This is a genomic window from Mycobacterium numidiamassiliense (assembly GCF_900157365.1).
GTDB lineage: Bacteria > Actinomycetota > Actinomycetes > Mycobacteriales > Mycobacteriaceae > Mycobacterium > Mycobacterium numidiamassiliense.
Map to the genome: position 1 here is coordinate 905,853 of NZ_FUEZ01000004.1, position 26,282 is coordinate 932,134.

Here is a 26,282-nt window from a genome sequence, read left to right on the forward strand (position 1 = left end):
CGCGGGCGGGGGACAGCCCGCCGCCCTGAGTGTCCCCCGATCGGGGGACACCGGCGTTCATCACGTTTGCGGACCGATCGGCGGAGGTTTGCCCAGCTAAATCGCCCTACCTTGAGGTGGTGTTCAGATCCAACGCCAGCGAGGAGAACGGGCAGATGACTTCCACAACGGAGCAGTCGGCGACAGTGATGAGCGAGCAGTTGGAGCTGTACCGCCGCATGTGGGTGTTGCGACTGGTCGACATGGCACTGCAGGAGCTGCGCATCGACGGTCTACTCAAGGAGCCCGTCGAGGCCGGGTTCGGACAAGAGGCCGTGGCTGTCGGCGCCACCGTAGCACTGCGGCCGGGCGACGCCATGACAACCAGCATTCCGCACCTGCTGCACGCCCACCGGGCCGCGATCGGCCTGCCGCTGGGCCCGTCGATCGCCGAGATGATCGGCTCGGGTGCGGCAGACAGCGCGCGTGACGCGGTCCTTAACCGCGAATTGTCCCCGCTTTCAGGCAGTTTGGCGCAATCGGCGCTGCTGGCCGTGGGCCGGGCCTACGCGAACTGGCTGGCCGAGGAGGGCAAGGTGACGGTCTGCGTCATCGGCGACCACGAGGTGAACAGCGACGACTTCGCCGAAATCGTCAACGCCGCCGTGTTGTGGCGCCTTCCGGTGGTGTTCGTCGTCGAGAACACCCGCTTCGCGCGCAATACGTGCACGGACAGGGCCCTACACGAGCGCATCGGGATGCCCGTCCTGTCGGTCGACGGCAATGACGTTGACGCGGTTCGGGACTGCGTCGCCACAGCGCTTCGGCGTGCGAGCGACGACCAAGGCCCCACCCTCGTCCGGGCGGTCACCAACCGTGACAACCATGTCCACAAGGTCGACCCGTTGGTCTTCGCCCGGCAGCAGCTGATCGACGCCGGCGTCAGCGTGGGACACCTGTACGAGGTGGAGCGCAGGGCTCGCTACCTGGTCGCTGAGGCGGAGGCATTTGCCAAGGCCACGCTGGTCGGCGCGGCACCGGAGTCCGTCAGGCAGCCAGAGCCGTGGCCGGCCGCTAGTTGAGCAGCCCTTGGCGCATCGCCTCGGCAACAGCCGCCGCGCGATCGCTGACCCCGAGCTTTTCGTAGAGCCGCTGGACATGCGTTTTGACCGTTGACGGCGCCACGTACAGCTCACCGGCGATCGCAGGGATGCTTTGACCGCGCGCAATCCGATTGAGCACCTCGCGCTCCCGTGCACTGAGCACGGGGGCGCTTGGTGCTGCGCGCTGACGAATCTGTGCGGTAAGACCTCCAACGAGCGAGGGGGCCACCACGTCGTGACCCTGCGCGCAATCGAGCACGGCCTTGACGATTTCGCTGCGGGTCGAGTCCTTCAGCAAAAACCCGGCCGCGCCCTGCTGCAGCGCCTGATACACGATCGCCGACTCGTCGTGCGCCGACAGCAGCAGCACGCGGGTCGCCAACTCGTTGATGCGCACCGCCGCGGCCACTTGGCCGCCATCCATCCCGGGCATGCGGAAGTCGAGCAACGCGACATCGGGCAGATGCTCCTTGATCAACTCCAAGGCCGCCGTGCCGTCGTCCGCCTCACCGACGACATCCACCGCACCGCTCGACGACAGCGCGCGCACCACACCCTCGCGAAAAAGCGGGTGATCGTCGCCGACCACTACACGCACCTTGTCGGGCGTCGCTGGGCCGGCCATGGCGGAGAGTTTAGCCGGTTCCAGCAAAAGCGCAGTGTGGGGTTCCGGGCAACGTGATGCGCTTTTTCGCAGTTTGCTTCGGGGGAGCCCGCACCGATGAGTACGGTGATCGGGTGATCGATACCAGCGACGCAGAACTGCAGCGGGTGCGCAGGGTTCAGCAGCTGCGCTCGTATCGAATTGCCTCGGTGGTCCGCATCGGTGTGGTGGGACTCATGGTGGCCGCCATGATCATCGGCACGAAGCGATCCGAATGGCCGCAGCAGAGCATCTTGATCGTCGTCTACGCATTCATTGCCCTCTGCGCGGTTTCGCTGGCATTTTCTCCTTTTCATCAATGGGTCACGTTGGGCCAACTGGAGCCATTTGCTTTCACCGTTATCGACGTCGTCGCGTTGACGGTATTTCAGTTGTTGTCCACCAACGGGATTTATCCGTTGCTGATCATGACATTGCTGCCGATTCTGCTGGGCCTCGATGTCGACTCGCGGCGCGCGGCGGTGGTGCTGATCTTCTCCATGGTGGGCTTCGCGATCGCGGTGCTCCAGGACCCGGAGATGATCGACGACATCGGATGGTTCGAAGCCAGCTTCAGGTTCGTGCTCTACGGATTCCTTTGTGCCACGGCCTTCGTCGCGGTTCGCATTGCCGAGCGGCACGTCCGCTCAATGGCCGGGCTGAGCGCGTTGCGGGAGGAATTGCTAGCCCAGACGATGACCGCGTCGGATGTGATGCAGCGCCGCATTTCGGAAACCATTCACGACGGACCGCTGCAGGACATCCTGGTGGTGCGGCAGGAGATGGTCGAATTGAAAGCGGCGTTTCCCGACGATGAGCGGGTCGAGCGCGCGCTTGCCGGCCTGCACGCCGCCTCACAGAGCCTGCGGCAGGCCACTTTCGAGTTGCATCCGGCCGTTCTCGAGCAGGTCGGGTTGGGTGCGGCCGTGCAGCAGTTGGCCATCTACACCGCGGAGCGTTCCGGAATCGACGTCTCGACGGACATCGATTACGGGGTCCGCAACGAGATCGACCCGATCCTGTTCGGCGTTGTCCGCGAACTGCTTTCCAATGTGGTGCACCACTCTCGGGCCAAGCACGCGTCGGTCACGCTCGGCGTCACCGATCACACGTGTGTGCTGAACGTGTCCGACGACGGGGTGGGATTCGACAGCGAGACCATGGCACGCCGGCTTGGCGAGGGACACATCGGTTTGGCGTCGCATCGCACGCGGGTGGACGCCGCCGGTGGAACGTTCGTCTTCCTCGATGTGGCCGAGGGTACGCACATCTGCGTGGAGATACCGTTGAAGCAGTGACCCCGTCGGGCCCGCTATTTCAGGTCGACCGATTTCCCCGTGGCGGCGGCATGTCCCGCGCGATAGCCGAAAACCATTGCCGGACCGATGGTTCCACCCGCCCCGCCGTACGCTCTTCCCGTCGCACCGGCCATCGCGTTGCCCGCGGCGAAAAGACCCGGAATCGGCTCACCGTTGACGTGCAGCACCCGCGCGTCGTGATCGGTGCGCGGTCCGCCCTTCGTGCCCATGGCACCCACACACACCGGCACCGCGTAGTACGGGGCGGTGTCGATCGGGCCCAACGTCTTGCCGGCGGGTGTGGTGGCGGTGTCGTCTCCCCAGTAACCGTCGTATGCACTGGAGCCCCGGCCGAAATCGGGATCGGAACCCGAGGCCACATGGCGGTTCCATGCTTCGATCGTGCGTGTCAGGCCCTCGGCGTCGATACCGGTCTTGGCGCCCAGCTCCGCGAGGTCCGCGGATTCGCAGAACCAGCCCGGAACCGGTTCTCCCGGAGCGATACCTAGAAATCCGTAGCGCTGCAAGTGAACTGAGTCGAAGACGATCCAGCCGCGATCGTTGACGTACCCACCGCGGGGATCGAGGTAGTGGAACGCGCCTGCCATCGAGTTGTAATCGCATGCCTCGTTGACGAATCGGTGCCCGGCCTGGTTGACGATGATGCTGCGTGGGCGGGTCCGTTCCAGTCGAACGCTGCGGCTGCGTTGCTTGCCTTCGATGGTGTCGCCCGGGATCTGCACAATCGGAACCCACCACGCTTCGCCCATATTGGCCAGATCCGCGCCGTGTGCCATGGCCATGCGCAGGCCGTCGCCGGTATTGTTCGGCGGGGACACCGGGCCGTGCATCGGGCCGCGCAAAAATGCCTGCACCAAACTCGGATCCCATTCGAATCCGCCCACGCCCAATACGACACCCCTGCGCGCGCGCACCGTCGCGCCGTGCCCGTCCACCGTGATGCGCACTCCGGTGATCTCGCCGCCCTCGGCGATGAGTTCCTCCGCCCGGGCATTGGTGCGGACCTTCACCCCGGCGTCGAGTAATCCCTTGAGCAGCCCGGCAATCAGCGCGGTGCCGGCCACGCACAGATCGCTGCCGTCCTCGACCGCCACGTGCAACCGGGCCCTGGTCTCTGCGTCGATGCCGACATTGGACCAGTCGGCCGGGAATGACGTGATCCGAGAAGCCCACTCGCCCAGTTCATTCAGGTCGAACGGGCCCGCGGCCAGCGAGCGGCCGCCTGCCGGTTGTCCTCCGGGCAGCTCCGGCCGGTAGTCGGGGAAGCCGGTCGCGATGTCGAAGCGCAGACTACTGTGCTTCTCCACGAAATCGAGCATGGCCGGACCGGTCCGCACGAACGTCTCGACCAGGTCGTCGTCCATCGAACCGAATGACTGCGCGCGCAGATATTGCAGCGCGGCCTCCGTCGTGAGTTCTCCTGCGGGAGAACGGTTATGGGCCGGGATCCAGACGATGCCACCCGACACCGCGGTGGTTCCGCCGACGGTCGGCGCCTTTTCGAACACCGTCACCGACGCGCCGGCGGCCGCTGCCGCGAGCGCGGCGGTGAGCCCGGCTCCACCGCTACCGAGGACGACGACATCGACTTCTGAGTCCCAAGACATGGACGGTGATCCCTTCAGCTCAGTAGCTCGGACAACTGCTTGGCCGCGGTGACCACCGCGTCTTTCCCGCGCAGCACCACGTCTTCTCGATGTGAGATGAGGTTGATGCAGGTTGGTGGGGAGGGTGCTTGACGCCGTACCGCGACCGCCAGGCCGTACGTATTCGGTTCGATCTCACCGTATGTCGTCACCCAGCCGCGCTCGCGAGCGCGAGAGACCAGGCTCCGTTCGCCCGGGCGGGGCGGCAGGCTCGCGAGCAACGCGATTCCGGCGGCGCCGCGCTCCAGCGGGTAACGGCTGCCCTCGTGAAAGGAGAGTTGGTAGGCGACATGGCTCGGGACGATGACCGCGACCGCCACCTGCTGATCGCCCTCGGCGACGAGCAGGGAAACCGTGGTGCCGAGCTCGTCGGCCAGGGCGCGCAGCGTCGGTAGGCAGAGCTGGCGTACGTTGCGGTCGAAAGACGCGCCGAGCACGGCGAGGCCGGCTGCCCCCCGGTACCGCCCGTCCTCGCCCTTGGCTACCAGCCGGAATTGAGCCAACGTCGACAGCAGCCGATAGGCGATGGTGCGGTGCACCCCGACCTCGTCAGCGAGCTGCTGCACGGTCAGCCCCGTCGGGGACGCCGCGATTATCTGCAGCGCGGTGAGTCCCCGGGCCAGCGTCTGAGAACCAGTCCCTGAAGCCGTCACAGTCTTGACAGACCTCCCTGCGAGAGCGAAGCTCTAATATATAACGCACGCTAGTGTGCGATATTCGCACATCGCCTTAGTCTAAAACGAGAAGCACATTTCCACCAGCCTGGCCAGAGAGGAACCAGTGGCGGAGTTCGAGAGCGTATGGAGCGACCTGCAGGGCGTCGCGTTCGAGCAGGGCTACCTGGATGCCGACGGGGTTCGGACACGGTTCCTGCGGGCGGGCGATCCCGACAAGCCGGTGCTGGTGCTGCTGCATGGATCCGGCGGCCACGCCGAGGCCTACATCCGAAACCTCGCCTCGCACTCGGAGCATTTCCACACCTACTCGATCGACATGCTCGGCCACGGCTACACCGACAAGCCCGGCCACCCGCTGGAAGTCAGCCACTACGTCGCCCACCTGATGGCCGTGCTGCGCACCATCGGTACCGACCGCGTCTACCTCAGCGGTGAATCCCTCGGCGGCTGGGTGGCGGCCCGTACCGCGGTCGACCATCCGGACGCGGTGGTGCGCCTCGTTCTCAACACCGCAGGCGGGTCCCAGGCCGACCCCGAGGTGATGAAGCGGATCATCACGTTGTCCATGGCGGCTGCCGAAAGCCCAACGTGGGAAACGGTTCAGGCACGCATTAAGTGGTTGATGGCCGACAAATCCAAGGACTACGACGACCTGGTCGCCAGCCGCCAGCGCATCTACCGCCAACCAGGATTCGTCGACGCCATGCGCGACATCATGGCGTTGCAGGACCCCGAGATCCGGGCACGCAACATTCTCGGCCCGGCCCAATACGGATCGATCACCGCACCGACGCTGGTGCTCTGGACGAGCGATGACCCGACGGCCGACGTGACCGAGGGCCGCCGGATGGCTTCCATGATCCCCGGCGCGCGGTTCGAGGTCATGCAGGGCTGTGGCCACTGGCCGCAGTACGAGGACGCCAAGACCTTCAACAGCCTGCACCTCGACTTCCTGCTGGGTCGCTGATGGCCGCACGGAAAGCGGAATCCGACGCCTTCGACGTGTTGGTCGTCGGCGCTGGACCGGTCGGCTTGACGCTTGCCAATATCCTTGGCCTGCAAGGCGTGCGGACGCTGGTGGTCGAGGAGCGGGACAACCTCATCGACTACCCGCGCGGGGTGGGTCTCGACGACGAGTCGCTGCGTACCTTTCAGTCGATCGGTCTGGTCGATCGCGTCCTGCCGCACACCGTGCCCAACCAGATCCTGCGGTTCGTCGACGCCAAGCGCCGGGTGCTGGCCGAAATGGCCCCTCCCGATGCACGTTTCGGCTGGCCGAAGCGCAACGGGTTCGTGCAGCCGCTGGTCGACGCCGAATTGCTCACCGGCCTGGACAGATTCGCGCACGTCGAGGTGCGGTGGGGCCGGCCCATGACCGCGTGCGAAGAATCGGCCGATGCGGTCACCGTCACGCTCGGCGGTGACGGTGCTGCCACGAGCGTGCGCGTGCGCTATGTCGTCGGCTGCGACGGCGGGCGCAGCCTGACGCGCCGAGCGATGGGTGTGTCGTTCGACGGCACGACGTCCTCGACGCGGTGGCTGGTTGTCGATATCGCCAACGATCCGCTTGGCCACCCGAACAGCGAGGTGGGCGCCGACCCCGAACGCCCGTACGCCTCGATCTCGATTGCGCACGGAATTCGCCGCTTCGAGTTCATGATTCACGCCGACGAATCCGACGAGCAGGCAGAGGACCCGGAGTTCCTGACCCAGATGCTGGCGCGGATGGTGCCCCACCCCGACCGGGTGGACGTGATCCGCCGCCGCGTCTACACGCACCACTCGCGCATCGCCGGCGCGTTCCGTAGCGGCCGGCTGCTGCTTGCCGGCGACGCCGCGCATCTGATGCCGGTGTGGCAGGGGCAGGGCTACAACAGCGGTATTCGCGACGCCGCCAACCTCGGCTGGAAGCTGGCCGCGGTGGTCAACGGCCACGCCGGCGACGAGTTGCTGGACAGCTACGACGTGGAGCGGCGCAAGCACGCCCGGGCAATGATCGACCTGTCCACCATGGTCGGCCGGGTGATCTCACCCACCAACCGGCGCGTCGCGTCGGCCCGCGACCTGCTGGTGCGTTCGGCGTCAATTGTCCCCACGCTCAAGCGGTATGTGCTCGAGATGCGGTTCAAACCGATGCCGCGCTACGAGCAAGGCGCGGTCGTGCACGCGCTTGATCCCAAAGTGCCGCGCAACCCCGAGTCGCCGGTGGGTACCCTGTTCATCCAGCCCAAGGTCGACACCCGCAAGCAGCAGGACGTCCTGCTCGACGACGTGCTCGGCCCGTGGTTCGCCGTGCTGTGCTGGAACAACAACCCGCGCAAGATTCTCGGCGACGAGGCCTTCGTGAGCTGGAAAGCGTTGGGGGCAAGCTTCATTGCGCTGCGGCCGTCGACGCAGCTGCACTGGACCGCGCACGACGACCCGGATGTCGTCGTCGTCGGCGACCGCGCCGGAGACCTCAAGTCCTGGTTCGATGTCCGCCGGGAATCGGTCGTTTTCCTGCGTCCCGACCGGTGCATCGCGGGGGCCTGCATCGCTCAGCTCGCCCCCGACCTGAGCGCCGCGCTGATCGATGCCCTCACTCTCACCCCGGGAGGGGGTGAGTGCGAAAGTGACGCTGGCTCTGTGTTGTATGTCCCACAGCCCGCTGCTGAATCTTCCCGGGCCGTCGCGGGACCTGCTTGACGACATCGAGGGAGCGATCGCCCAGGCGCGCGCCTTCGTCGACGACTACGACCCCGAACTCGTCGTTGTCTTTTCCCCGGACCACTACAACGGCTTCTTCTACCGCGCGATGCCGCCCTTCTGTATCGGGTTGAGCGCCAGTGGAGTTGGTGATTACGGCACGCACTCCGGCCCGCTTCCGGTGCCGCAGGACTTGGCCGAGCAGTGCGCGGAGGCCGTGCTCGACGCGGGGGTCGACGTCGCGATATCGGCGAGCATGGATGTGGACCACGGCACCGTCCAGCCGCTGGAGAAGCTGTTCGGGGACGCCACCGCGCGACCCGTGATACCGGTCTTCGTCAACGGCGTCGCCGTGCCACTGGGGCCGTTGCATCGGATCCGCGCGCTGGGCACCGCAGTCGGCACCTACCTGGCCACCCTGGACAAGCGGGTCCTGATCATCGGATCGGGCGGGCTCTCGCACAGCCCCCCGGTGCCCACGTTGGCGACAGCGCCGCCCGCGGCGCTGGAGCGGATCGTGCACGGCCGGCCGATGACGCCCGAGCAGCGCCAGGCCCGGCAGACGGCCGTGATGGAGGCGGCCCGCAGCTTCGCCGCCGGCGAGAGCGACCTGCAGCCACTGAACCCCACGTGGGATCAGCGCTTCCTCGAAATCGTCGACGGCGGACGGCTCGACGAGTTCGACCAGTGGTCGAACTCGTTCGTGCTCTACGAGGGTGGCAGCTCGGCACATGAAATCAGGACGTGGATAGCCGCTTTCGCGGCGTTGGGGACCGCTGGCGAGTACCGGACAGGGCTGCGGTACTACAAGCAGGCCGAGGAACTCATCGCCGGGTTCGCCATCAGGACGGCGATGCCGACATGACGTCCCCGCAGACCAACGGCCATGACCACGCGGTCGACGTGCTGATCGTCGGATCCGGCGGTGGAGGCATGGCGGCCGCCCTGACCGCAGCCGCATCGGAACTCGACGTTCTGGTGGTGGAGAAGTCGCCCCAGTTCGGCGGTTCCACCGCGCTGTCCGGCGGCGGCATCTGGGTGCCCGGAGCGCCCTCGCAGCGCAGGGCGGGCTACGTCCCGGAACCCGAAGGCGTGGTCAAATACCTGCTCGAGATCACCGACGGTCTGGTCAGCGAAGCGCGCATCCGGCAGTACGTCGAGTCGGCACCGAAAATGCTCGAATTCCTCGAGGGTCTGTCCAGCTGGTTCGAATTCGTCTGGAAGCCCGGCTACGCCGACTACTACCCGGAATTGCCGGGCGGCTCCGAACTGGGCAGCACCATCAACGTGCCGCCCATCGATCTGCGCAAGCTGGGCGTCGACGAGCAGCAGCTGCTCGCGCCGCTCGCGTTCGCTCCCCGCGGAATCTGGCTGGGCCCCAAGGAGTTACGACAGTTCTACCGGATCAGGCAGTCCTGGGCCGGCAAGGGTGTGCTGCTGAAGTTGGTCGCCCGCATGCTCAGGGCCCGGGTGCTCGGCGAGCGCATGGCGGCCATCGGGCAGTCGTTGGCGGCCCGGTTGCGTCTGGCGATGCGGGAGCGCAATATCCCGCTGTGGCTCGACTCGCCGATGGTCGAGTTGATCACCGACGCCGACGGATCGGTCACCGGGGCCGTGGTGGAGCGCGACGGTGCGAAACGCCGGATCGCCGCGCGCGCCGGTGTGATCCTGGCGTCCGGGGGATTCGACCACGACCTCGCCTGGCGCAAGGAGCACCTGCCCGTCGTGGACCAAGACTGGAGCTTCGGCAACCCCGCTTCGATGGGCGACGGCATCCGGGCAGGGCAAAAGGTGGGTGCGGCGACCGATCTGCTCGACGAGGCATGGTGGTTCCCGGCCATCCAATGGCCGGATGGCCGGATGCAATTCATGCTCAACGAGCGGATGATGCCGTCGCAGTTCATCGTCAACGGCGAAGGCAAACGCTTCATCAACGAGGCGGCGCCGTACATGGATTTCGGCCACGCCATGATCGACGGCCAGCGCTCCGGCGTCACCCACATCCCGTGCTGGCTCATCACCGATCACCGGTCGTTCAACCGCTACGTCGTCGGCGGCCACCTGCCGATACCGAAGATTCCCTTCGCGCCGGTACCCACCGGCCGCAAGGTGCCGGCGGCCTGGCTGGAATCGGGCGTGGTCAAATCGGCGATGAGCTGGGACGAGATGGCGGCCAACATCAACGTCCCGGCCGAGCAACTTCGCCACACGGCAAGTCGCTTCAACGAACTCGCGCACAAGGGGCATGACGACGATTTCCACCGGGGCGACAGCGTCTACGACAACTACTACGGCGACCCGACCCTGCCCAACCCGAACCTGTACCCGCTGGGGAATCCGCCGTACTACGCGTTCCGGATCGTCCTCGGCGATCTGGGGACCTCGGGCGGCCTGCTGACCGACGAATATGCGCGAGTGCTGCGACCGGACGCCACGGTGGTGCCCGGCCTGTACGCGGTGGGCAACACCTCCGCGGCAGTCATGGGCCGCAGCTACGCGGGCGCCGGGGCAACCATCGGCCCGGCCATGACCTTCGGCTTCGTCGCCGCGAAACACATTGCAGGACAAAAGGCCACCCACGCCCTTAATTCTCATAGGAGGAAGCAATGAAAATTTCACTGTTCTACGAATTCGCCCTGCCGCGCCCCTGGGCGCCGGATGACGAGCGGGAGATGCTGCAAGACTGCCTGGACGAGGTCGAGGCCGCGGACAAGGCCGGGTTCTCCACGGCGTGGTTGACCGAGCACCACTTCCTCGAGGAGTACTGCCACTCCACGGCGCCAGAGATCTTCCTGGCCGCGGCCAGCCAGCGGACCAAGAACATTCGGCTGGGCTTCGGCATCATGCACCTGTTGCCCGCCGTTAACCACCCCGCCCGGGTGGCCGAGCGCGTCGCGACTATCGACCTGCTCTCCAACGGGCGTGTCGAATTCGGTACCGGTGAAGGTTCCTCCGTCGGTGAACTCGGCGGATTTGATGTCGATCCCGCCGACAAACGCGCGCAGTGGGAGGAATCCCTTGAGGTCGCGATCCGCTGCATGATCGAGGAACCGTTCACGGGTTTCAAAGGTGAGCAAATCCAGATGCCGCCCCGTAACGTCATCCCCAAGCCGCTGCAAAAGCCGCATCCGCCGGTCTGGGTCGCCTGTACGCGGCCGGCCAGCGTGCAGATGGCCGCCCAGAAGTGCATCGGCGCACTGAGTTTCGCCTACACCGGTCCGGGGCCGCTGAAAGAGCGAGTCAACGGCTACTACAAGGAATTCGAGGAGAACGGCGTGCCCATCACGCCACAGATCAACCCGAACATCCTGGCCATTGGCGGTGACCTGTCAATGATGGTTGCCAAGACCGAAGATCAGGCGCTGCAACGTCTGGGGCAGGGCGGCGGATTCTTCTCGTTCGGCATCATGCACTACTACCTGACCGGGATGCACACCCCTGGCCGCACCGGGGTGTGGAAGCGGTACCTCGAAGAGGTCGAGAAGGACCCGACGCTGGCCTACGGCCCCGGGCGCGGGGCGATCGGCACGCCGGATACCGTGCGCGAATTCCTGCGCGGCTACGAGGAGAGCGGCGTCGACGAGATCATCCTGCTGCTCAACCCGCGCAGCCACGAGGGCACCATGGAATCCATCGAGCTGATGGGCAAAGAGGTGTTGCCCGAGTTCATCGAGCGTGACCAGAAAGCGTTGGCCGACAAAGCCAAGCGGCTCGCACCGGTCATCGAGAAGGTCGAGGCGCGACGCCACACGTCGGGCGCGCCGCTGTTCGACGAGACCTACTCGTTCGGCGGTCTGCCCACCGGGCGCGACAAGTTCACCGCCAGCGAGATCCCCGAGGCGATGGCGGAGATCAACGAGGGCCGCGTGCAGGCGGCACAGCGCGCGAAGGAAGAACGTAAGTAACCCCGAAAGAGGGTGTAGCGTTGGGACACATCGACGAGCTGTGGCGCTACGACGGCCGCCGGGCCGTGGTCACCGGGTGTGCGTCAGGTATCGGCGAACACGTGGTGCGCCAGCTCACCGAACTCGGGGCCGATGTGGTCGGGTTCGACAAGCGCCGTCCGGCCTTCGAGCTCAACGACTTTCGTGAGGTCGACCTGGCCGACCCGGCCTCGATCGATCGCGCAGTGACGTCCATTGACGGGCACGTCGACGCGCTGTTCAACATTGCCGGGGTCTCCTCGGGCATCGGCGACCCGCAGCTGATCGTCGCGATCAACTTTCTGGGGATGCGCCATTTCACCGAGGCGCTCGTTGCCAAGATGCCTGCGGGTTCGTCGATCGTGAGCGTGTCCTCGCTCGCGGCGGCTGGATACCGCGAGCATCTGCGTGAGGTGGCGCCGTTGCTCGACACCGCGAGTATGGCCGACGGAATCGACTGGTGTGCAAGGCATCCCGATACGCTGGGCACCGGCTACCAACTGTCCAAGGAAGCGATCATCCTGTACACGATGCGAAATGCGACGCCGCTCGGCGCCCGTGGCATTCGCATCAATTGCACCGGGCCAGGGGTCACCGAGACGCCGATCCTGGACCAGCTGCGCACGGCCTACGGGCAGGGATTCCTTGACGACATCCCCAAGCCGCTGGGTCGCGTGTCCGAGCCCGCGGAACAGGCGACGGTTCTGCTCTTTCTGAATAGCCATGCGGCCAGTTATATTTCGGGTCAGGTGATATGGGTCGACGGCGGAAACGTGGGCGCCGCGATCGCCCGTGAACTCGAGGAAGGGCGTGCTCCGTGGCCGGTGTGACGGACTTTCGCCAGGCGGCTCGTGAGGTGTCCAACTGGGGCCGCTGGGGCGCCGACGACGAGCTCGGCACGCTGAATTTCATCACCGAAGAAAAGGTGGCCCAGGGCGCAAGCCTGGTCAAGCACGGGAAGGTGTTTCCGCTCGGCGTGGACTTCGGCTCGTCGGGACCACAGGGCGCCTTTGGGTTTCGGCACAACCCCATCCACGTGATGACTGTGGACGGTGGAGACTCCAGCACGCTGGCACACTACGGACCCAACTGGGCCAGGAACCCGACGGCGAAGCAGATGGGCGGCTATCTCGTCGACAATCTGTTCCGCTTCAACGACGACATGATCATCATGCCGCTGCAGGCGGCCACCCAATGGGACGCGCTCTCGCACGTCTACTACGACGACCTGCTCTACAACGGGATCCCCGCCGGTTCGGTGACCAGCCTGGGCGCCTACCACCTCGGTATCGAGAAGGTGGACGGCAAGGGCATCACCTCGCGGGGTGTGCTGCTGGATGTGGTGCGCCATCGCGGCGCCGAGGTCTTCCTCGAACACGGAAACCCAATCACCCCTGAGGAATTGGACGACGTCGTCCGGGCACAGAACGTGACGGTCGGTCGCGGTGATATCGTGCTCATCCGAACCGGTTGGTGGACGAGGTTTTTGCAGACCGGGAACAAGACCGAACTGTATTCCGGGCTGGACTGGCGGTGCGCGCACTGGCTGCACGACAACGACATCGCGGCGGTCGCCTCCGACAACCTGCAAGTCGAAGATCCGGTGTCCGGCGTCGACGGGGTGTTCTTGCCCTTCCATCTGCTCGCGATTCGTGACATGGGCCTGATGCTCGGCGAGTACTGGGATCTGGCCGCGCTGGCCGATGACTGCGCGGCCGACGGCGTCTACGAGTTTCAACTCATCGCGCCGCCTCTGAGATTCGTTGGGGCCGTGGGTTCTCCCGTCAATCCGATAGCGATCAAATAATGCAGATTCAGCGCAAGGCCATGCTCGTCGACGGCCTGGCCACCAGCTATCTAGAAGCGGGCCAAGGCGATCCGGTGGTGCTGCTGCACGGCGGCGAGTTTGGCGGCAGCGCGGAGCTCGGGTGGGAACGCAACATCGCCGCACTTGCCGCGCAGTATCGGGTGCTGGCACCGGATCAGCTGGGGTACGGGCAGTCGGCGAAGGTCATCGACTTCGTCGACGGCCGCGGCATGCGGATTCGCCACGTGGCCCGCTTCTGCAAGGCGCTCGGCATCGACTCGGCACACTTCGTCGGTAACTCGATGGGTGCCATCAACCTGCTCACCGACGCTACGTCGGAGGGGCCGCTACTGCCTATCCGCTCCCTGGGCATCATCTGCGGCGGCGGGGAGATCCAGCAGAACCAGTACTTCGAAGCGCTGCAGCAGTACGATGCATCCTTGCCGGCGATGCGCAGCATTGTCGAGGCGCTGTTCTACGACGCCGGCTATCCCGCCGACGACGACTACGTGCAGCGCCGCTACGAGTCCAGCACCGCTCCCGGGGCATGGGAAGCGATAGCGGCGGCCCGTTTTCGGCGCCCCAATGCCCGACCCTCCTCGACGCCGTCGAGTGCGCGGGCCTACGAGCGCATCGGTGTGCCGACGATCGTCGTCGAAGGTGGCGGGGACAAGCTGCTCCCGTCCGGCTGGGCGGCTCAGATCGCCAAGCAGATCGACGTCGCCCGCTCGGTGGTGGTCGACGACGCCGGCCACTGCCCGCAGATCGAGCGGTCGTCAGCGGTCAACGAGTTGCTGCTGGAATTTCTCGGCGGCGTTGGTTAGAAGACATAGTTCAGAACGGTCTGCATCCCGGCGACTTGGTGGTAGTTGTTGTGGCAGTGCATCACCCATTGCCCAGGGTTGTCGGCGACCAGAACGGCATTCAGCTTCTGCTTGGGCAGCACGATCACGGTGTCTTTGCGGGCGCCTGGGGTGCCGTCGGCGTTGATCAGCTGGAATGTGTGACCGTGCAGGTGGATTGGGTGATACATCATCGTGGTGTTGTCGAACGCCAGGGTCGGTCGTTGTCCCTGCCGTATCTGCAATGGATTGGTTTTGCTCCACGGCTCGCCGTTGATCGTCCAGTTGTACTGCATCATGTTGCCGCCCAGCACAACCGGAAGGTTCAGGTTGGGGTCGGGCCGGCCCAAGTTGACCGGCGTAGTGGCAGAGAACATCTCGATGGTGCCCACCCGCTTGGTGAGCTCGGGTGGTTGGAACTGTGGATCGGGAGCGCTGCCCTTGCCGGTCGACAGCAGCGCTCGCGCCAGCGCGTTCTTCCCCTCGGCCAGCGCGACCAGTGGGAAGACGCCGTCGGCGGCGGTCACAATGACGTCGTAACGCTCCGCCATGCCGATCAGCAGGGCGTCAACCTCCCTGGGCACTACCGGGAAGCCGTCGGTGTGGGTGACTGTCATCGTATGTCCGGACAGCGCCACCCGAAATGCGGTGTCGGCGCCGGTGTTGATGAATCGGATCCGGATGCGCTGACCCGGCTTTGCCTCGAAGGTGGTGGGAGCTGCGGGGATTCGGCCGTTGACCAGATAGTACGGGTAGGCGATGTCTCCTGCGTCACCGCCGAGTAGGTCGCTGGTGCCGACGCGCGCCGCCGGCGCTGGGGGCGGTGGAGCAGAGCTGCTCGCGCTCGCCGAGGTGGTCCCGCTCGTCGAGCTGGTCGCGCTCGTCGAAGTAGTCTCGCTCGTCGAGGTTGTCGGACTCGTCGCGGTGGTCGAGGGAGACGGGGATGCTGGCATGGACATCGGTGGCTTGCTCGGATTCGCGAGTTCCTCGTACCACTGCTGCGGGGTCTTCCCGACGCCGTCGGTCCAATCATCAAGTACCACAATCCATTCGGCGTCGTAGTCCCCCTCGGTGGGATCCTCGACGATGAGTGGCAGGTAAAGTCCCACGTCGTCCTGAAGGCCGACGTGCGGGTGGACCCAGTAGGTTCCCGAATTCGGCACGGAGAACTTGTACGTGAAGTCCTGGCCCGCCTCGATATTCGCAGTCGCGGGCTCGGCGCCGTCCATGTCATTGCGCAACGCGATGCCGTGCCAATGCGCCGACGTCGGCTCGCCCAGCCGGTTGGAGACCTTGACTGCCAGCTCGTCGCCGACCTTGGCTCGGATCACCGGCCCGGGAATGGTGTCCCCGAACGCCATCGTCCGGACAATCGGTCCACCCAGGTCGATCTGCGTCACCTGCGGGGTCAAGCTGGCTGTCACGGTGCGCCCGCTGTGCGGACGCGCCGCCTCGGCGGCAGCGATCGCGGCGGTCATCTGGGCCGCGGCACCTGGCACCGGTGGCGCGGAGTTGCTGCACCCCGCCAGCGTCAATCCGCCGGCGATGCCGGCGGCGATGAAGCCGCGCCTGGAGAGCTGCGTGCCGTCCACGGGGACCCCGCTTATGGGTAGCACCGGCATTCGTCGCTCCTTGTCGTCGGTCCATTCGTCCCCGGCGAGTTATACCGTGCTAGGCCGTTAGCCAAAGCGCAACAGTTGACCTTCCTAGCGCGTCGCGTGCGCGGCCAGCCAGTCGCTGAAACTGGTGGGGTAGACGGTGAGTTCCTCGCCGTCGACGGGAACGATCGTGCGGTCGTCGAGCACCGCGCCGTAATAGCGGGCGTCCGTGTCGGTGACGACGTTGCGGTTGTCGCCCGTGGCGGCGAAACGGGTTCGGATGAAGTCGTCCATGCCTTGCCTATCCGGGCCGGCGATGTTGATCACGCGGTTGAGTGGATCGGCGGCCGCCGCGCGGGTGACGGCCGTGGCGACGTCCGCGGCGGCGATGGGCTGGAACGCCCCATGCGGCGCGCGAATCGTATCACCGTCGGCCAGCGAATCCGCAATGCCGTCAACGAATTCGAAGAACTGGGTGGCCCGCACGATGGTATAGGGAGCTCCCGATTCCACGATCAGCTTCTCCTGGGCGACTTTGGCTCGCAGGTAACCACTTTCGGCGGCCCGGTCGGCTCCGACGATCGAGAGCGCGACGTGGTTTCCCACGCCGGCCGCCCGCTCCGCCGCCAGGAGGTTGCGGGTCGAGGTGGTGAAGAACTCCAGCACGTCGTCGTCGGCCCAGGATGGTGAGTTGGCCACGTCGACCACCGTGTGGACACCGGCGACGGCCTGCGCGAGACCCTCGCCGGTGACGGCGTTGACGCCCGAGCGGGGCGAGGCCGGGACGGCTTCGTGTCCCAACTCCGCTAGCTGAGCGACAACCTGTGCACCGATGAGCCCGCTGCCGCCGATCACTAACACCTTCATGATCTTGCCTTTCAACGTTTGCGAGATGTCCTGGCGAACCAAGCATTGTCGAACCCCGCCAGTCGGCCAAGGCTCTGGCTTGTGCTTTCTGCTCGGAACGCTTAAATCAACTGCTTGACTTAACGCTCGCGACCCCGATTAACTCGTCGTGTGGTCAACGAACTGGATGGCAAGGTCGCCATCGTCACCGGCGGTGCCTCGGGTATCGGTCGCGGAATAGCGGAACGCTTTGTGGCCGAGGGATCCCGGGTCGTCATCGCCGATGTCGCGACCGACATGGGCGAGCAGCTGGCCGCCACACTGGGCGGCGCCGCCTTTTTCCAGCGGACCGACGTCTCGGATCCCGAACAGGTCGGGGCACTGATAGCGGCGACCGTCGAGAAATTCGGCGGGCTGCACGTGATGGTGAACAACGCCGCGGTCTCCAGCCCCTTGCGCCGCTTGCTCGACGACGACCTGTCGGATTTCCATCGGATCATGGGGGTCAACGTGCTGGGCGTGATGGCCGGTACCCGAGATGCTGCCCGGCACATGGCCGAAAGCGGCGGGGGATCGATCATCAACCTCACGTCGATCGGCGGGATCCAGGCAGGCGGCGGGGTGATGATCTATCGCGCATCGAAAGCCGCCGTCATCCAGTTCACCAAGTCGGCGGCAATTGAGCTGGCGCGCTACGACATTCGCGTCAACGCCATCGCGCCCGGGAGCATACCCACGCCGATCTTGGGTAAGTCGGCCGCCGGGATGGATCCAGATGAGCTGGCGGAGTTCGAGGCCCGGATCCGCCAGGGGATGCGCGATGACCGGCCGCTGAAGCGGGAGGGCACGACCGACGACGTTGCCCAGGCCGCGCTGTATTTCGCCACCGAGCGCTCGCGCTACGTCACCGGAACCGTGCTCCCGGTCGACGGCGGGACCTCGGCCGGGAAGGTGGTCCGTCCGAGGAAGCGCGAGGGATGAGCGCCCATGGCCGGCAGCATCATGGGCAAATTAAATCAAGCGCTTGACTTAACGACGGCGAGCGAGGTTGACTAGTCCAATGACCACGGCCAGGACGGTCCGCACCGAGCGGGCCAGCTCCACCCAGGAGGCCATCCTGGTGGCGGCCGAGCGGCTGTACGCCGAGCACGGCATGTTCGCTGTATCGAACCGGCAGGTCAGCGAGGCCGCGGGACAGGGCAACAACGCCGCGGTGGGATACCACTTCGGCACCAAGGCGGACCTGGTGCGCGCCATCGAGAGAAAGCACCGCGGGCCCGTCGAGGAGCTGCGTGAGCAGATGGTCGCCGACCTGCTCGCGTCGGGCGGCAACGCCGAACTGCGGGATTGGGTGGCCTGCCTGGTCCGCCCCCTCACCGATCACCTGGCCGATCTCGGCAACCCCACCTGGTACGCGCGCTTCGCCGCGCAGGCGATGACTGATCCGGCCTACTACAACATCGTCGTCAAGGGCGCGCTCAGCTCGCCGTCGCTGGTTCAGGTGGTCGACGGGTTCAACCGCTGCCTGCCCAACCTGCCCGCGGACGTGCACTTCGAACGCAACATCATGGCCCGCAACCTGTTGATGCACACCTGCGCCGACCGCGAGCGTGCGCTCGCCGCAGGTTCCCCCATGGCCCAACCATCCTGGCGGGCCGCGTCTTTCGGCCTCATCGACGCGATCGTCGGCCTATGGCTGGCGCCGGTGACACCGCACGAGTGAAGAGCATGCAGATGAAAGTGATTGTCGACCAGAACATTTGCGCATCCTCGGGCAACTGCGTCATGAATGCGCCCGAGGTTTTCGACCAGCGGGACGAGGACGGTGTCGTCGTCCTACTCAACGAGCATCCGTCGGACGATCAGACCGAGGCCACCCGCCAGGCAGCCGCGGCGTGCCCCGCGCAAGCCATCCACATCGAGGAATGACATGTCGGAAGCACTGACCAGCAGTACGACCGAGGCCGAGATTCCGGCGTATCCGATGGACCGGGACGCGCGCTGCCCGTTCGCCCCGCCGCCGGACGTCATGGCCCTGGCCGAGGAGCGGCCGTTGTCCCGGGTCCGGATCTGGGATGGCAGCACGCCATGGCTCATCACGGGTTACGAGCAAGTGCGCGACCTGTTTTCGGATTCCAGAGTCAGCGTTGACGACCGGGTGCCCGGCTTTCCGCACTGGAACGAGGGCATGCTGTCCACCGTTCACAAGCGTCCCCGATCGGTGTTCACCGCCGACGGCGACGAGCACACCCGATTCCGGCGGATGCTGTCCAAGCCGTTCACGTTCCGCCGAGTCGAAGGGCTCCGGCCCTCGATCCAGCAGATCACCGACGACCACATCGACACCATGCTGGCCGGCCCGCAACCCGCGGACATCGTCTCCTCGATCGCGCTGCCGGTTCCGTCGTTGGTGATCAGTCAGATGCTGGGCGTGCCCTACGAGGATGCCGAAATGTTCCAGCATCACGCCAATGTCGGCCTCGCGCGCTACGCCGCCGCCGAGGACACGATGAAGGGCGCGATGAGCCTGCACAAGTACCTGGCTCAGCTGGTCGAAGCGAAGATGGAAAACCCCGCCGAGGACGCGGTTTCCGACCTCGCCGAACGGGTCAAGGCCGGCGAGCTCAGCGTAAAAGAGGCCGCGCAGCTGGGCACCGGACTGCTCATCGCCGGGCACGAAACCACGGCGAACATGATTGGGCTCGGCGTCCTGGCGCTGCTGCTGAACCCCTCCCAGGCGGCCGTCATCCGCGATGCCGAGGATCCCAAAATCCTTGCCAACGCGGTCGAGGAGTTGCTGCGCTACCTCAGCATCATCCAGAATGGCCAGCGCCGGGTTGCGTTGGAAGACATCAACATCGCCGGGGAGACCATCCACGCGAACGACGGCATCATCATCGACCTGGCGCCGGCGAACTGGGATGCGGACGCCTTTACCGAACCCGATCGGCTCTACCTGCACCGCTCGGGGGCCGATCGCAATGTCGCCTTCGGCTACGGTCGCCATCAGTGCGTCGGACAGCAGCTTGCCCGGGCGGAGCTACAGATCGTGTACCAAACTCTGTTCCGCCGCATCCCGACCATGGAACTGGCCGTGCCGATCGAGGACGTCCCGTTCAAGCATGACCGGCTCGCGTATGGCGTCTATGAATTGCCGGTGACCTGGTGACCGAAATCGATTGAGCGGCCAGAGATCTCAAACCCCGATCCAATTGGAGGGTCAACAATGTCAACGCCGACAACCACCTCGCTCTACCCGCCCGGAGGCTATGGAGCGCCGAAGGATCGCCGCGGCCACGCGGCCGACAGCGATATGGGCCTGCCGGAGGGGACCGTGGTCTTCTCGGCGGACAACCACATCTCGCTGGCCGACGACATCTTCTACGACCGTTTTCCCGACGACCTCAAGGACAAGGCGCCGCGGATCTGGTACGAGGACGGCGCCTACCAAGTCGGGCGCAAGGGGCAGTCGTTCCTGCCCGGCGACTTCAGCGCGGTGCTCATGCAGTACGACGACCTGCCCGGCGCGGCGAGCACCAACATCGAGGCCCGCATCCAGGAGTTGCACGACGACGGCGTCGAGAAGGAACTCGCATTCCCCAACGCCGTCCTGGCGCTGTTCCACTACCCGGACAAGAAGCTTCGCGAACTGGCGTTCCGGATTTACAACGAGTACATCGCGGAACTGCAGGAGCGGTCCGACGGGCACTTCTACGGCGCGGGCCTGATCAACTGGTGGGAGCCAGAAGGCGCCAAACGAACACTGGCCGAACTGAAGTCGCTGGGACTCAAGACCTTCCTGCTGCCCCTGAACCCAGGCAAGGACGACGATGGCAACATCATCGACTACGGCAGCGACACCATGAGGCCGGTCTGGGACGAGATCGAAGCGGCCGGACTGCCGATCACCCACCACATCGGTGAGACGCCGCCGAAAACTCCGTGCCAGTTCAACAGCGTCGTGGTCGGCATGATGATCAACATCGACGGGTTCCGCGAACAATTCGCCAAATACCTGTTCACCGGGATCCTCGACGATCACCCCGGGCTACGCATCGGCTGGTTCGAGGGTGGAATCTCCTGGGTTCCTTGGGCTTTGCAAGATGCCGAACACCTCATGGGGTCCTACCAGCACATGCTGAATCGGCCGCTCGAGCACGACGTCCGCTACTACTGGGACAACCACATGAGCGCATCGTTCATGGTCGACCCGCTGGGCCTGCAGTTGATCGACCAGATCGGGGTGGACAAGGTGATGTGGTCCAGCGACTATCCGCACAACGAAAGCACCTACGGCTACTCCGAAAAGTCGTTGCGGGCCGTGGTCGACGCCGTCGGGTCGGCGAATGCGAGGAAGATCGTCAGCGACAACATCACGAAGTTCCTGGGCCTCTCGTGACGACGTTCGCACACCTGGGCGCCAGCGCCGGTCATGGACTGGTGATCCCCGAAACACCTGACCTGGCGCGGATGCGGCGGGAGACCGGGGCTCGGCTGCGCTCGGCGATGGGCGAGCGCGGGGTCCACGCCATGATCCTGCTGGGCAACAATTCGGTCGTCTACGCGACCGGCGCGAGTTGGCCGCTCGGCGACGCCGGGCTGTCCTACGTCGAACGCCCGGTGGCCGTGGTGCTCGCCGACGACGACTGGCCCCACCTGTTCCTGCCGTTCCGCGAAGGCGCCTCGCAGGAATCCGACCTGCCCGCAGACCACCTGCACGGGCCGGTCTACCTCGAATTCGATGAGGGCGTAGCCGATTTCGCGCGTGTGCTGGCCGACCTGATCCCGGCCGGCTCGGTGGTCGCGGTCGACGAGTTCACCGGAGCCATGTCCCGCGCCGCGGAGTCGTTATTCCCCGACGGCGCTCCGGTAGACGCGTCCGCCATCGTCAGCGCTGCGAAGTCGGTCAAGACCCCGGATGAACTCTCGTGCATGCGCACGGCGATCCGGATCACCGACGAGGCGATGGTCGAGGTGCAGAAGCGTCTGGCCCCGGGAATACGTCAGACCGATTTGTCCGCAAGCTTTTTGCGCCGCGCCTTCGAGCTGGGGGCCACCGCCAGCATGCTCGAACCCATTTGGCAGGTGATGCCGCCGAGCAAGGCCGAAGGCGTGTGGACCACGCACGGCGACCTGGCGCTGCCGCTGCTGAGCACCGAGCGCGAGCTGGCCGAGGGTGACGTGCTGTGGACCGACGTCAGCATCACCTACCAGGGCTACTGCTCGGACTTCGGGCGCACCTGGATCGTCGGCCGGGATCCGTCGCCGCGTCAGCAGGCGCAGTTCGACAAATGGTTCGAGATCATGAGCGCCGTCCTGGGCGTCGCCAAGGCCGGGGCCACCGCGGCGGATCTGGGTAGGGCGGCGACCGCAGCCAATGGCGGCACCAAGCCGTGGCTGCCGCACTTCTATCTCGGACACGGCATCGGCGTGAATGCCGCCGAAATGCCGATGATCGGAACCGATCTCGGGCAGGAGTTCGACGAGAATTTCGTTCTGCAATCCGGGATGGTTCTGGTGCTGGAGCCGGTGGTGTGGGAAGACGGCACCGGCGGCTACCGCAGCGAAGAGGTCCTGGTGATCACCGAGGAAGGCTGGATCCGCTTGACCGACTACCCCTATGACCCGTATGGCAACTGAAGTCCTGCCCGACGAGCGCACGCTCCGGTCGGGCCGCCGCCAACGGGCGCTCGAGCAGATGGCCGCCCACGATCTCGACGTCCTGGTCCTGGGGCGGCTCGCCAACGTCCGATACGTGACCGGCGTACCGCAGCTCTGGGTCGCCGGGACCAGGCCCTTCGGGCCGTCCTGCGTGCTGGTCCGCGAGACCGGCGCCATCCATCTGCTCAGCACCTGGGATGAAGGTGTCCCCGAGGACATCCCGCACGAGAACCTGTACGGCATCTCGTGGAATCCGATGAACACCGTCGCCAATTTGCAGCGCATCGAGGGCACGGCCACCGCCCGCCGCGTCGGAACCGACGCGCTGTCACCGGTCTTCGCGCAGTTGTTGCCAATGGTATTTCCCAACGCCGAACTGGTAGACGGGGAACTCGCGATGCGGGCCGCCCGGCGCATCAAGACGGACGAGGAAGTGGCCGCGCTGCGTGAATCCATCGCGGTGGCCGAATCGGCCCTCGCGGCAACGGTGTCCGAGTTGCGGCCCGGCGTCACCGAGCAGGCCCTGGCCGGCGTGTTGCTGGAAGCCTCGGCGGCCGGCGGCGTGAGCACCCCGTCGAATCAGGATGTCGCATGGGTGACTTCACGCGAGCATCCGTGGCGACGGGCCAACGGTGACGGCCGCATTCAGGACGGCGACCTGGTGGCCTTCTCCGCGGGAGTGCTGGCCCGTGGTTATGTCGGAGAGGTCGGGCGAACCTGGCCCGCGGACAAACGACAAGGAGTCGGCGGCGCCGCGCCGCTCTACGGGCGCTGGGAAAACTTGTGGGAGAAGCTGATTGCCACGTGCCGGCCGGGTGCCGGGGCGGGGGAATTGCTCGCCGCCTACCAGGCAGCGGGCGAGCCGCCACCACCGATGCCGGTGGCCCGCGGGCTGGGCATGGGTTTTGACCCGCCGGTCGTCTCCAAGCACCTCCCCGCGACCGCGGCCGAGGAGCGCTTGGAGCCCGGCATGGTTCTTGCCGTGACTGGCTATGTGTGGGAACAGGGAGTCGGGGCGGTATTCGGGCGAGAAGCGGTGCTGATCACCGCGGACGGTCCCGAAGTACTGACCTCGAGCCCGTTCTGGCATGCATGAATGAAAGGAGCCTCCCGCAGCCGGCGGCACCGCTGACCGGCTACACGGTGGTCGACCTTTCCTCGGGGATTGCCGGTGCGTATTGCACCAAACTGCTCGCCGACGGCGGCGCCCACGTTATCAAGGTTGAATCACCCTCAGGTGACCCGCTGCGCCGATGGTCGGCCTCGGGTGCGGTGATTCCGCCCGACAGTGACGGGGCGCTGTTCAGCTTTCTGTCGGGTTCCAAGCACAGCGTGGTCGCCGACCCCGATGTCGGGGACGACGTCGAGATGCTCCGTAAGCTGCTCGCGTCAGCAGACGCCGTGATCTGGTCGGCTGGATCGAAAGTCGCGGACTTTCAGGCATTTACGCCGACAGCGATCCGGGAAGTCCACCCCCATTTGACCGTCACGTCGATCACGCCATTCGGCCTGGAGGGCCCCTGGCGCGACCGGGCGGCGACCGAATTCACGCTGCAAGCCTGGTCGGGCGGAATCGTGGGCCTCGGACGTGGCGAGGCCGACCGCGCACCAATCTTCATCGGCGGGCAGGTTGGTCACTATCTGGCCGGGGCCTACGCGAGCGTCGCGACGCTGACGTCGTGGTTGCGCGGACTCGGCGGAGAACTGATCGACCTCTCGATACTCGAGTCGCAGATCCTGGGCCTCACCTACTACCCCGTCACGTACTTCGAAATGTTGGGCCGGCCCTGGCGAGACGCACGGCGACGTACGATTCCGGGTGTCGCGCAGGCGAAGGACGGTCTGGTGGACCTCGGCTGCGGCACCGCCCAGCAATGGTTCGACCTGTGCGCGATGGTCGGTCACCCTGAGTGGATCGACGAAGAATCTCCCCTGTCGATCACCGAGCTCGCCAACGTTTACGCCGCGGACATCTACGCATGGGTTGCCGCCACCCCGGTCGACGAAATCCGGGATCTCGCTACGGCATTCCGGATTCCCAATGCCCCGGTGGCGAACGGAGCCAACATCTCATCCCTGGACCACTTTCAGGAGCGTGGCTCGTTCGTACGCAATCCGCGCGACGGATTTCTTCAGCCGGGCCATCCCTACCGGATGTTCCCCGCACAGCTTCGCGAGCCGGGTTCGGCGCCGCGGCTGGGTCAGCACACCGCGCGTTATCGGTGCGCCGAAATGGCGCCGCGGCCGGCTCCTAACGCTGCGAAAGCGCGAAATCGACTGCCGTTCAGCGGACTCAGGGTCCTGGACATGACGACGTTCTGGGCGGGGCCGTGCTGCACCCATTATCTGGCGATGCTGGGCGCCGATGTGATCCATGTCGAATCGACGCGGCGGCCGGACGGCACCCGGCTGATTGCCGGGATACCGGTCACCGAAGACGCATGGTGGGAGAAGTCGCCGATCTTCGCCGCGCTGAATACCAACAAGAGGGGTTTGACGCTGGACCTGCAGGGCCCGCGCGGACGCGAGTTGCTGCGCAGCCTCGTCGCAACCGCCGATGTGGTGGTGGAGAACTTCACCCCGCGGGTGCTGGATCAGATCGGTCTGGATTTTGCTGCGGTGCAATCGATTAACCCGAGCGCGGTGATGGTGCGCATGCCCGGGTTCGGGCTGGACGGGCCGTGGCGGGACAATCCCGCGTTCGCGTATGCCATCGAGTCGGCCGCGGGCCTGAGCTGGTTGACCGGTTACGCCGACCGCACCCCCTACGAGCCGTATTCGATCGGCGACCCGAACGCGGGTGTGCACGCACTCAACGCGGTGCTGCTCGCGCTGGAACACCGTCGCCGCACCGGCGCGGGTGTGTTGGTCGAAGCGGCGATGGTCGATGCGGCGGCCAACGTCGCCGCCGAACAGGTCGTGGAATATTCCGCGTATGGCGCACTCCTGGAACGTGCTGGGAACCGCGGGCCGACGGCGGCACCGCAAAACCTCTACCTCAGCGCGGACACCGACGAATTCGGTCGGCTCGACAGCTGGGTCGCCATCGCGGTCGAGACCGACGAACAGTGGGCCAGCCTGTGCGGTGCACTCGGAAAGCCTTCCTGGGCAATCGATCCCGCGCTGGCCGAGGTGGCCGGGCGGCGTGCGGGCCATGATCTCATCGACGAGCACCTGGCCGCCTGGTGTGCGGACCGCAGCGGCGACGACATCGTCGCAACCCTGTGGGATGCCGGGGTGCCGGTGGCCAAGGTGATGCAGCCGCATCGCCAAACGGAATTGGAGCAGTTGTCGTTCCGCGGTTTCTTCGAAGCCGTCGACCACCCGGTGAACGGCCGGGCCAGGCTCAGCACCGTGCCGATGAGGTTTTCCGCCGGACCAGGCGTGTTTCACACGCAACCCGCGCCGCTGCTCGGGCAACACAACCACGAGTTGCTTGCCGAGTTGGGCGCGAGCGCCGAAGAAATCGACGACCTGGAGGCCGACGGCGTCATCGGCCGGGCACCGACGATGTACACGGCGAGCTGAATCGCCGGTACCGCAGTCATCTCGC

Annotated in this window: 23 protein-coding genes; 18 read left to right on the forward strand and 5 right to left on the reverse strand. The window is 65.9% G+C overall.

Annotation, left to right across the window (positions count from 1 at the left end):
- Positions 1–155: 155 nt before the first annotated feature.
- Positions 156–1,061: a thiamine pyrophosphate-dependent enzyme gene (locus MNAB215_RS12855; protein WP_245830293.1), complete on the forward strand. Its 906-nt coding sequence runs from the start codon at positions 156–158 to the stop codon at positions 1,059–1,061.
- Here the strand turns inward: MNAB215_RS12855 and MNAB215_RS12860 are convergent.
- On the reverse strand, positions 1,054–1,707 hold the full coding sequence (locus MNAB215_RS12860; RefSeq protein WP_077079197.1) for a response regulator: 654 nt from the start codon (positions 1,705–1,707) through the stop codon (positions 1,054–1,056). The two genes, MNAB215_RS12855 and MNAB215_RS12860, sit on opposite strands and share 8 nt — an antisense overlap.
- A gap of 113 nt (positions 1,708–1,820) precedes the next feature.
- Between MNAB215_RS12860 and MNAB215_RS12865 the strand changes: the two genes are divergently transcribed.
- Positions 1,821–3,023 (forward strand): ATP-binding protein, encoded by a 1,203-nt coding sequence (locus MNAB215_RS12865; protein WP_174604589.1) that lies wholly within the window; start codon positions 1,821–1,823, stop codon positions 3,021–3,023.
- Positions 3,024–3,037: 14 nt separating this feature from the next.
- On the opposite strand, the gene MNAB215_RS12870 is transcribed toward MNAB215_RS12865, so the two are convergent.
- Both MNAB215_RS12870 and MNAB215_RS12875 read right to left on the reverse strand, forming a co-directional pair.
- Positions 3,038–4,651 (reverse strand): FAD-dependent oxidoreductase, encoded by a 1,614-nt coding sequence (locus MNAB215_RS12870; protein ID WP_077079199.1) that lies wholly within the window; start codon positions 4,649–4,651, stop codon positions 3,038–3,040.
- A gap of 14 nt (positions 4,652–4,665) precedes the next feature.
- A complete protein-coding gene (locus tag MNAB215_RS12875) occupies positions 4,666–5,343 on the reverse strand; it encodes an IclR family transcriptional regulator (RefSeq protein ID WP_077079200.1) in 678 nt (225 codons plus the stop codon).
- 127 nt (positions 5,344–5,470) lie between these two features.
- Here MNAB215_RS12875 and MNAB215_RS12880 point away from each other — a divergent pair, with 127 nt between their 5' ends.
- Genes MNAB215_RS12880 through MNAB215_RS12915 form a run of 8 tightly spaced genes read left to right on the forward strand, consistent with a single transcriptional unit; the run spans position 5,471 to position 14,606 of the window.
- The gene (locus MNAB215_RS12880; RefSeq protein WP_077079201.1) at positions 5,471–6,334 is read left to right on the forward strand and encodes an alpha/beta fold hydrolase; all 864 of its coding nucleotides are present in this window, start codon (positions 5,471–5,473) and stop codon (positions 6,332–6,334) included.
- Positions 6,334–8,052: a bifunctional 3-(3-hydroxy-phenyl)propionate/3-hydroxycinnamic acid hydroxylase gene (locus MNAB215_RS12885; protein ID WP_077079202.1), complete on the forward strand. Its 1,719-nt coding sequence runs from the start codon at positions 6,334–6,336 to the stop codon at positions 8,050–8,052. Before MNAB215_RS12880 ends, MNAB215_RS12885 begins: the two co-directional genes overlap by 1 nt.
- The gene (locus MNAB215_RS12890; protein ID WP_245830295.1) at positions 8,000–8,917 is read left to right on the forward strand and encodes a 3-carboxyethylcatechol 2,3-dioxygenase; all 918 of its coding nucleotides are present in this window, start codon (positions 8,000–8,002) and stop codon (positions 8,915–8,917) included. The genes MNAB215_RS12885 and MNAB215_RS12890 overlap by 53 nt, the downstream gene beginning before the upstream one ends.
- Positions 8,914–10,662: an FAD-binding protein gene (locus tag MNAB215_RS12895; RefSeq protein WP_077079203.1), complete on the forward strand. Its 1,749-nt coding sequence runs from the start codon at positions 8,914–8,916 to the stop codon at positions 10,660–10,662. The genes MNAB215_RS12890 and MNAB215_RS12895 overlap by 4 nt, the downstream gene beginning before the upstream one ends.
- On the forward strand, positions 10,659–11,957 hold the full coding sequence (locus MNAB215_RS12900) for an LLM class flavin-dependent oxidoreductase (RefSeq protein WP_077079204.1): 1,299 nt from the start codon (positions 10,659–10,661) through the stop codon (positions 11,955–11,957). Before MNAB215_RS12895 ends, MNAB215_RS12900 begins: the two co-directional genes overlap by 4 nt.
- Before the next feature lie 20 nt (positions 11,958–11,977).
- Positions 11,978–12,805, forward strand: coding sequence for a coniferyl-alcohol dehydrogenase (locus MNAB215_RS12905; protein WP_077079205.1), 828 nt, complete (start codon positions 11,978–11,980; stop codon positions 12,803–12,805).
- Positions 12,793–13,782, forward strand: a complete 990-nt coding sequence (locus MNAB215_RS12910; RefSeq protein ID WP_077079206.1) for a cyclase family protein — start codon at positions 12,793–12,795, stop codon at positions 13,780–13,782. Before MNAB215_RS12905 ends, MNAB215_RS12910 begins: the two co-directional genes overlap by 13 nt.
- Entirely contained in the window at positions 13,782–14,606 is an 825-nt protein-coding gene (locus tag MNAB215_RS12915; protein WP_077079207.1) for an alpha/beta fold hydrolase, read from the forward strand. The genes MNAB215_RS12910 and MNAB215_RS12915 overlap by 1 nt, the downstream gene beginning before the upstream one ends.
- Here MNAB215_RS12915 and MNAB215_RS12920 read toward each other — a convergent pair.
- Together MNAB215_RS12920 and MNAB215_RS12925 are read right to left on the reverse strand one after the other, a co-directional pair.
- Entirely contained in the window at positions 14,603–16,246 is a 1,644-nt protein-coding gene (locus tag MNAB215_RS12920; RefSeq protein ID WP_077079208.1) for a multicopper oxidase family protein, read from the reverse strand. The genes MNAB215_RS12915 and MNAB215_RS12920 overlap by 4 nt on opposite strands.
- 84 nt (positions 16,247–16,330) lie before the next feature.
- Complete coding sequence (locus tag MNAB215_RS12925; RefSeq protein WP_077081977.1) at positions 16,331–17,089, reverse strand: SDR family oxidoreductase; 759 nt, start codon at positions 17,087–17,089, stop codon at positions 16,331–16,333.
- A 150-nt stretch (positions 17,090–17,239) separates the two neighbouring features.
- On the opposite strand from MNAB215_RS12925, the gene MNAB215_RS12930 reads away from it, so the two are divergent.
- The 8 genes from MNAB215_RS12930 (at position 17,240) to MNAB215_RS12965 (ending at position 26,257) form a co-directional block, all read left to right on the forward strand.
- Complete coding sequence (locus MNAB215_RS12930; RefSeq protein ID WP_077079209.1) at positions 17,240–18,049, forward strand: SDR family NAD(P)-dependent oxidoreductase; 810 nt, start codon at positions 17,240–17,242, stop codon at positions 18,047–18,049.
- Between the two features lie 79 nt (positions 18,050–18,128).
- Positions 18,129–18,791 (forward strand): TetR/AcrR family transcriptional regulator, encoded by a 663-nt coding sequence (locus MNAB215_RS12935; protein WP_077079210.1) that lies wholly within the window; start codon positions 18,129–18,131, stop codon positions 18,789–18,791.
- Between the two features lie 11 nt (positions 18,792–18,802).
- Positions 18,803–18,997, forward strand: a complete 195-nt coding sequence (locus tag MNAB215_RS12940) for a ferredoxin (protein ID WP_077081978.1) — start codon at positions 18,803–18,805, stop codon at positions 18,995–18,997.
- A 1-nt stretch (position 18,998) separates the two neighbouring features.
- Positions 18,999–20,237, forward strand: coding sequence for a cytochrome P450 (locus MNAB215_RS12945; RefSeq protein WP_077079211.1), 1,239 nt, complete (start codon positions 18,999–19,001; stop codon positions 20,235–20,237).
- A gap of 165 nt (positions 20,238–20,402) precedes the next feature.
- On the forward strand, positions 20,403–21,467 hold the full coding sequence (locus MNAB215_RS12950; protein ID WP_174604658.1) for an amidohydrolase family protein: 1,065 nt from the start codon (positions 20,403–20,405) through the stop codon (positions 21,465–21,467).
- Positions 21,464–22,708, forward strand: coding sequence for a M24 family metallopeptidase (locus MNAB215_RS12955; protein ID WP_077079213.1), 1,245 nt, complete (start codon positions 21,464–21,466; stop codon positions 22,706–22,708). The genes MNAB215_RS12950 and MNAB215_RS12955 overlap by 4 nt, the downstream gene beginning before the upstream one ends.
- The gene (locus MNAB215_RS12960; protein WP_077079214.1) at positions 22,698–23,825 is read left to right on the forward strand and encodes a M24 family metallopeptidase; all 1,128 of its coding nucleotides are present in this window, start codon (positions 22,698–22,700) and stop codon (positions 23,823–23,825) included. The genes MNAB215_RS12955 and MNAB215_RS12960 overlap by 11 nt, the downstream gene beginning before the upstream one ends.
- Positions 23,822–26,257 carry a CaiB/BaiF CoA-transferase family protein gene (locus MNAB215_RS12965; protein ID WP_077079215.1) on the forward strand — a complete coding sequence of 812 codons (2,436 nt, stop codon included), beginning with the start codon at positions 23,822–23,824 and terminating at the stop codon, positions 26,255–26,257. Before MNAB215_RS12960 ends, MNAB215_RS12965 begins: the two co-directional genes overlap by 4 nt.
- Positions 26,258–26,282: the final 25 nt, after the last annotated feature.

Excerpts from the sequence above, each read along its gene's own strand:
- MNAB215_RS12855 (WP_245830293.1), top strand. The coding sequence starts at position 156 with ATGACTTCCACAACGGAGCAGTCGGCGACAGTGATGAGCGAGCAGTTG.
- MNAB215_RS12860 (WP_077079197.1), bottom strand. The coding sequence starts at position 1,707 with ATGGCCGGCCCAGCGACGCCCGACAAGGTGCGTGTAGTGGTCGGCGAC.
- MNAB215_RS12870 (WP_077079199.1), bottom strand. The coding sequence starts at position 4,651 with ATGTCTTGGGACTCAGAAGTCGATGTCGTCGTCCTCGGTAGCGGTGGA.
- MNAB215_RS12885 (WP_077079202.1), top strand. The coding sequence starts at position 6,334 with ATGGCCGCACGGAAAGCGGAATCCGACGCCTTCGACGTGTTGGTCGTC.
- MNAB215_RS12890 (WP_245830295.1), top strand. The coding sequence starts at position 8,000 with ATGTCCCACAGCCCGCTGCTGAATCTTCCCGGGCCGTCGCGGGACCTG.
- MNAB215_RS12895 (WP_077079203.1), top strand. The coding sequence starts at position 8,914 with ATGACGTCCCCGCAGACCAACGGCCATGACCACGCGGTCGACGTGCTG.
- MNAB215_RS12900 (WP_077079204.1), top strand. The coding sequence starts at position 10,659 with ATGAAAATTTCACTGTTCTACGAATTCGCCCTGCCGCGCCCCTGGGCG.
- MNAB215_RS12915 (WP_077079207.1), top strand. The coding sequence starts at position 13,782 with ATGCAGATTCAGCGCAAGGCCATGCTCGTCGACGGCCTGGCCACCAGC.
- MNAB215_RS12920 (WP_077079208.1), bottom strand. The coding sequence starts at position 16,246 with ATGCCGGTGCTACCCATAAGCGGGGTCCCCGTGGACGGCACGCAGCTC.
- MNAB215_RS12925 (WP_077081977.1), bottom strand. The coding sequence starts at position 17,089 with ATGAAGGTGTTAGTGATCGGCGGCAGCGGGCTCATCGGTGCACAGGTT.
- MNAB215_RS12935 (WP_077079210.1), top strand. The coding sequence starts at position 18,129 with ATGACCACGGCCAGGACGGTCCGCACCGAGCGGGCCAGCTCCACCCAG.
- MNAB215_RS12940 (WP_077081978.1), top strand. The coding sequence starts at position 18,803 with ATGAAAGTGATTGTCGACCAGAACATTTGCGCATCCTCGGGCAACTGC.
- MNAB215_RS12945 (WP_077079211.1), top strand. The coding sequence starts at position 18,999 with ATGTCGGAAGCACTGACCAGCAGTACGACCGAGGCCGAGATTCCGGCG.
- MNAB215_RS12960 (WP_077079214.1), top strand. The coding sequence starts at position 22,698 with ATGGCAACTGAAGTCCTGCCCGACGAGCGCACGCTCCGGTCGGGCCGC.
- MNAB215_RS12965 (WP_077079215.1), top strand. The coding sequence starts at position 23,822 with ATGAATGAAAGGAGCCTCCCGCAGCCGGCGGCACCGCTGACCGGCTAC.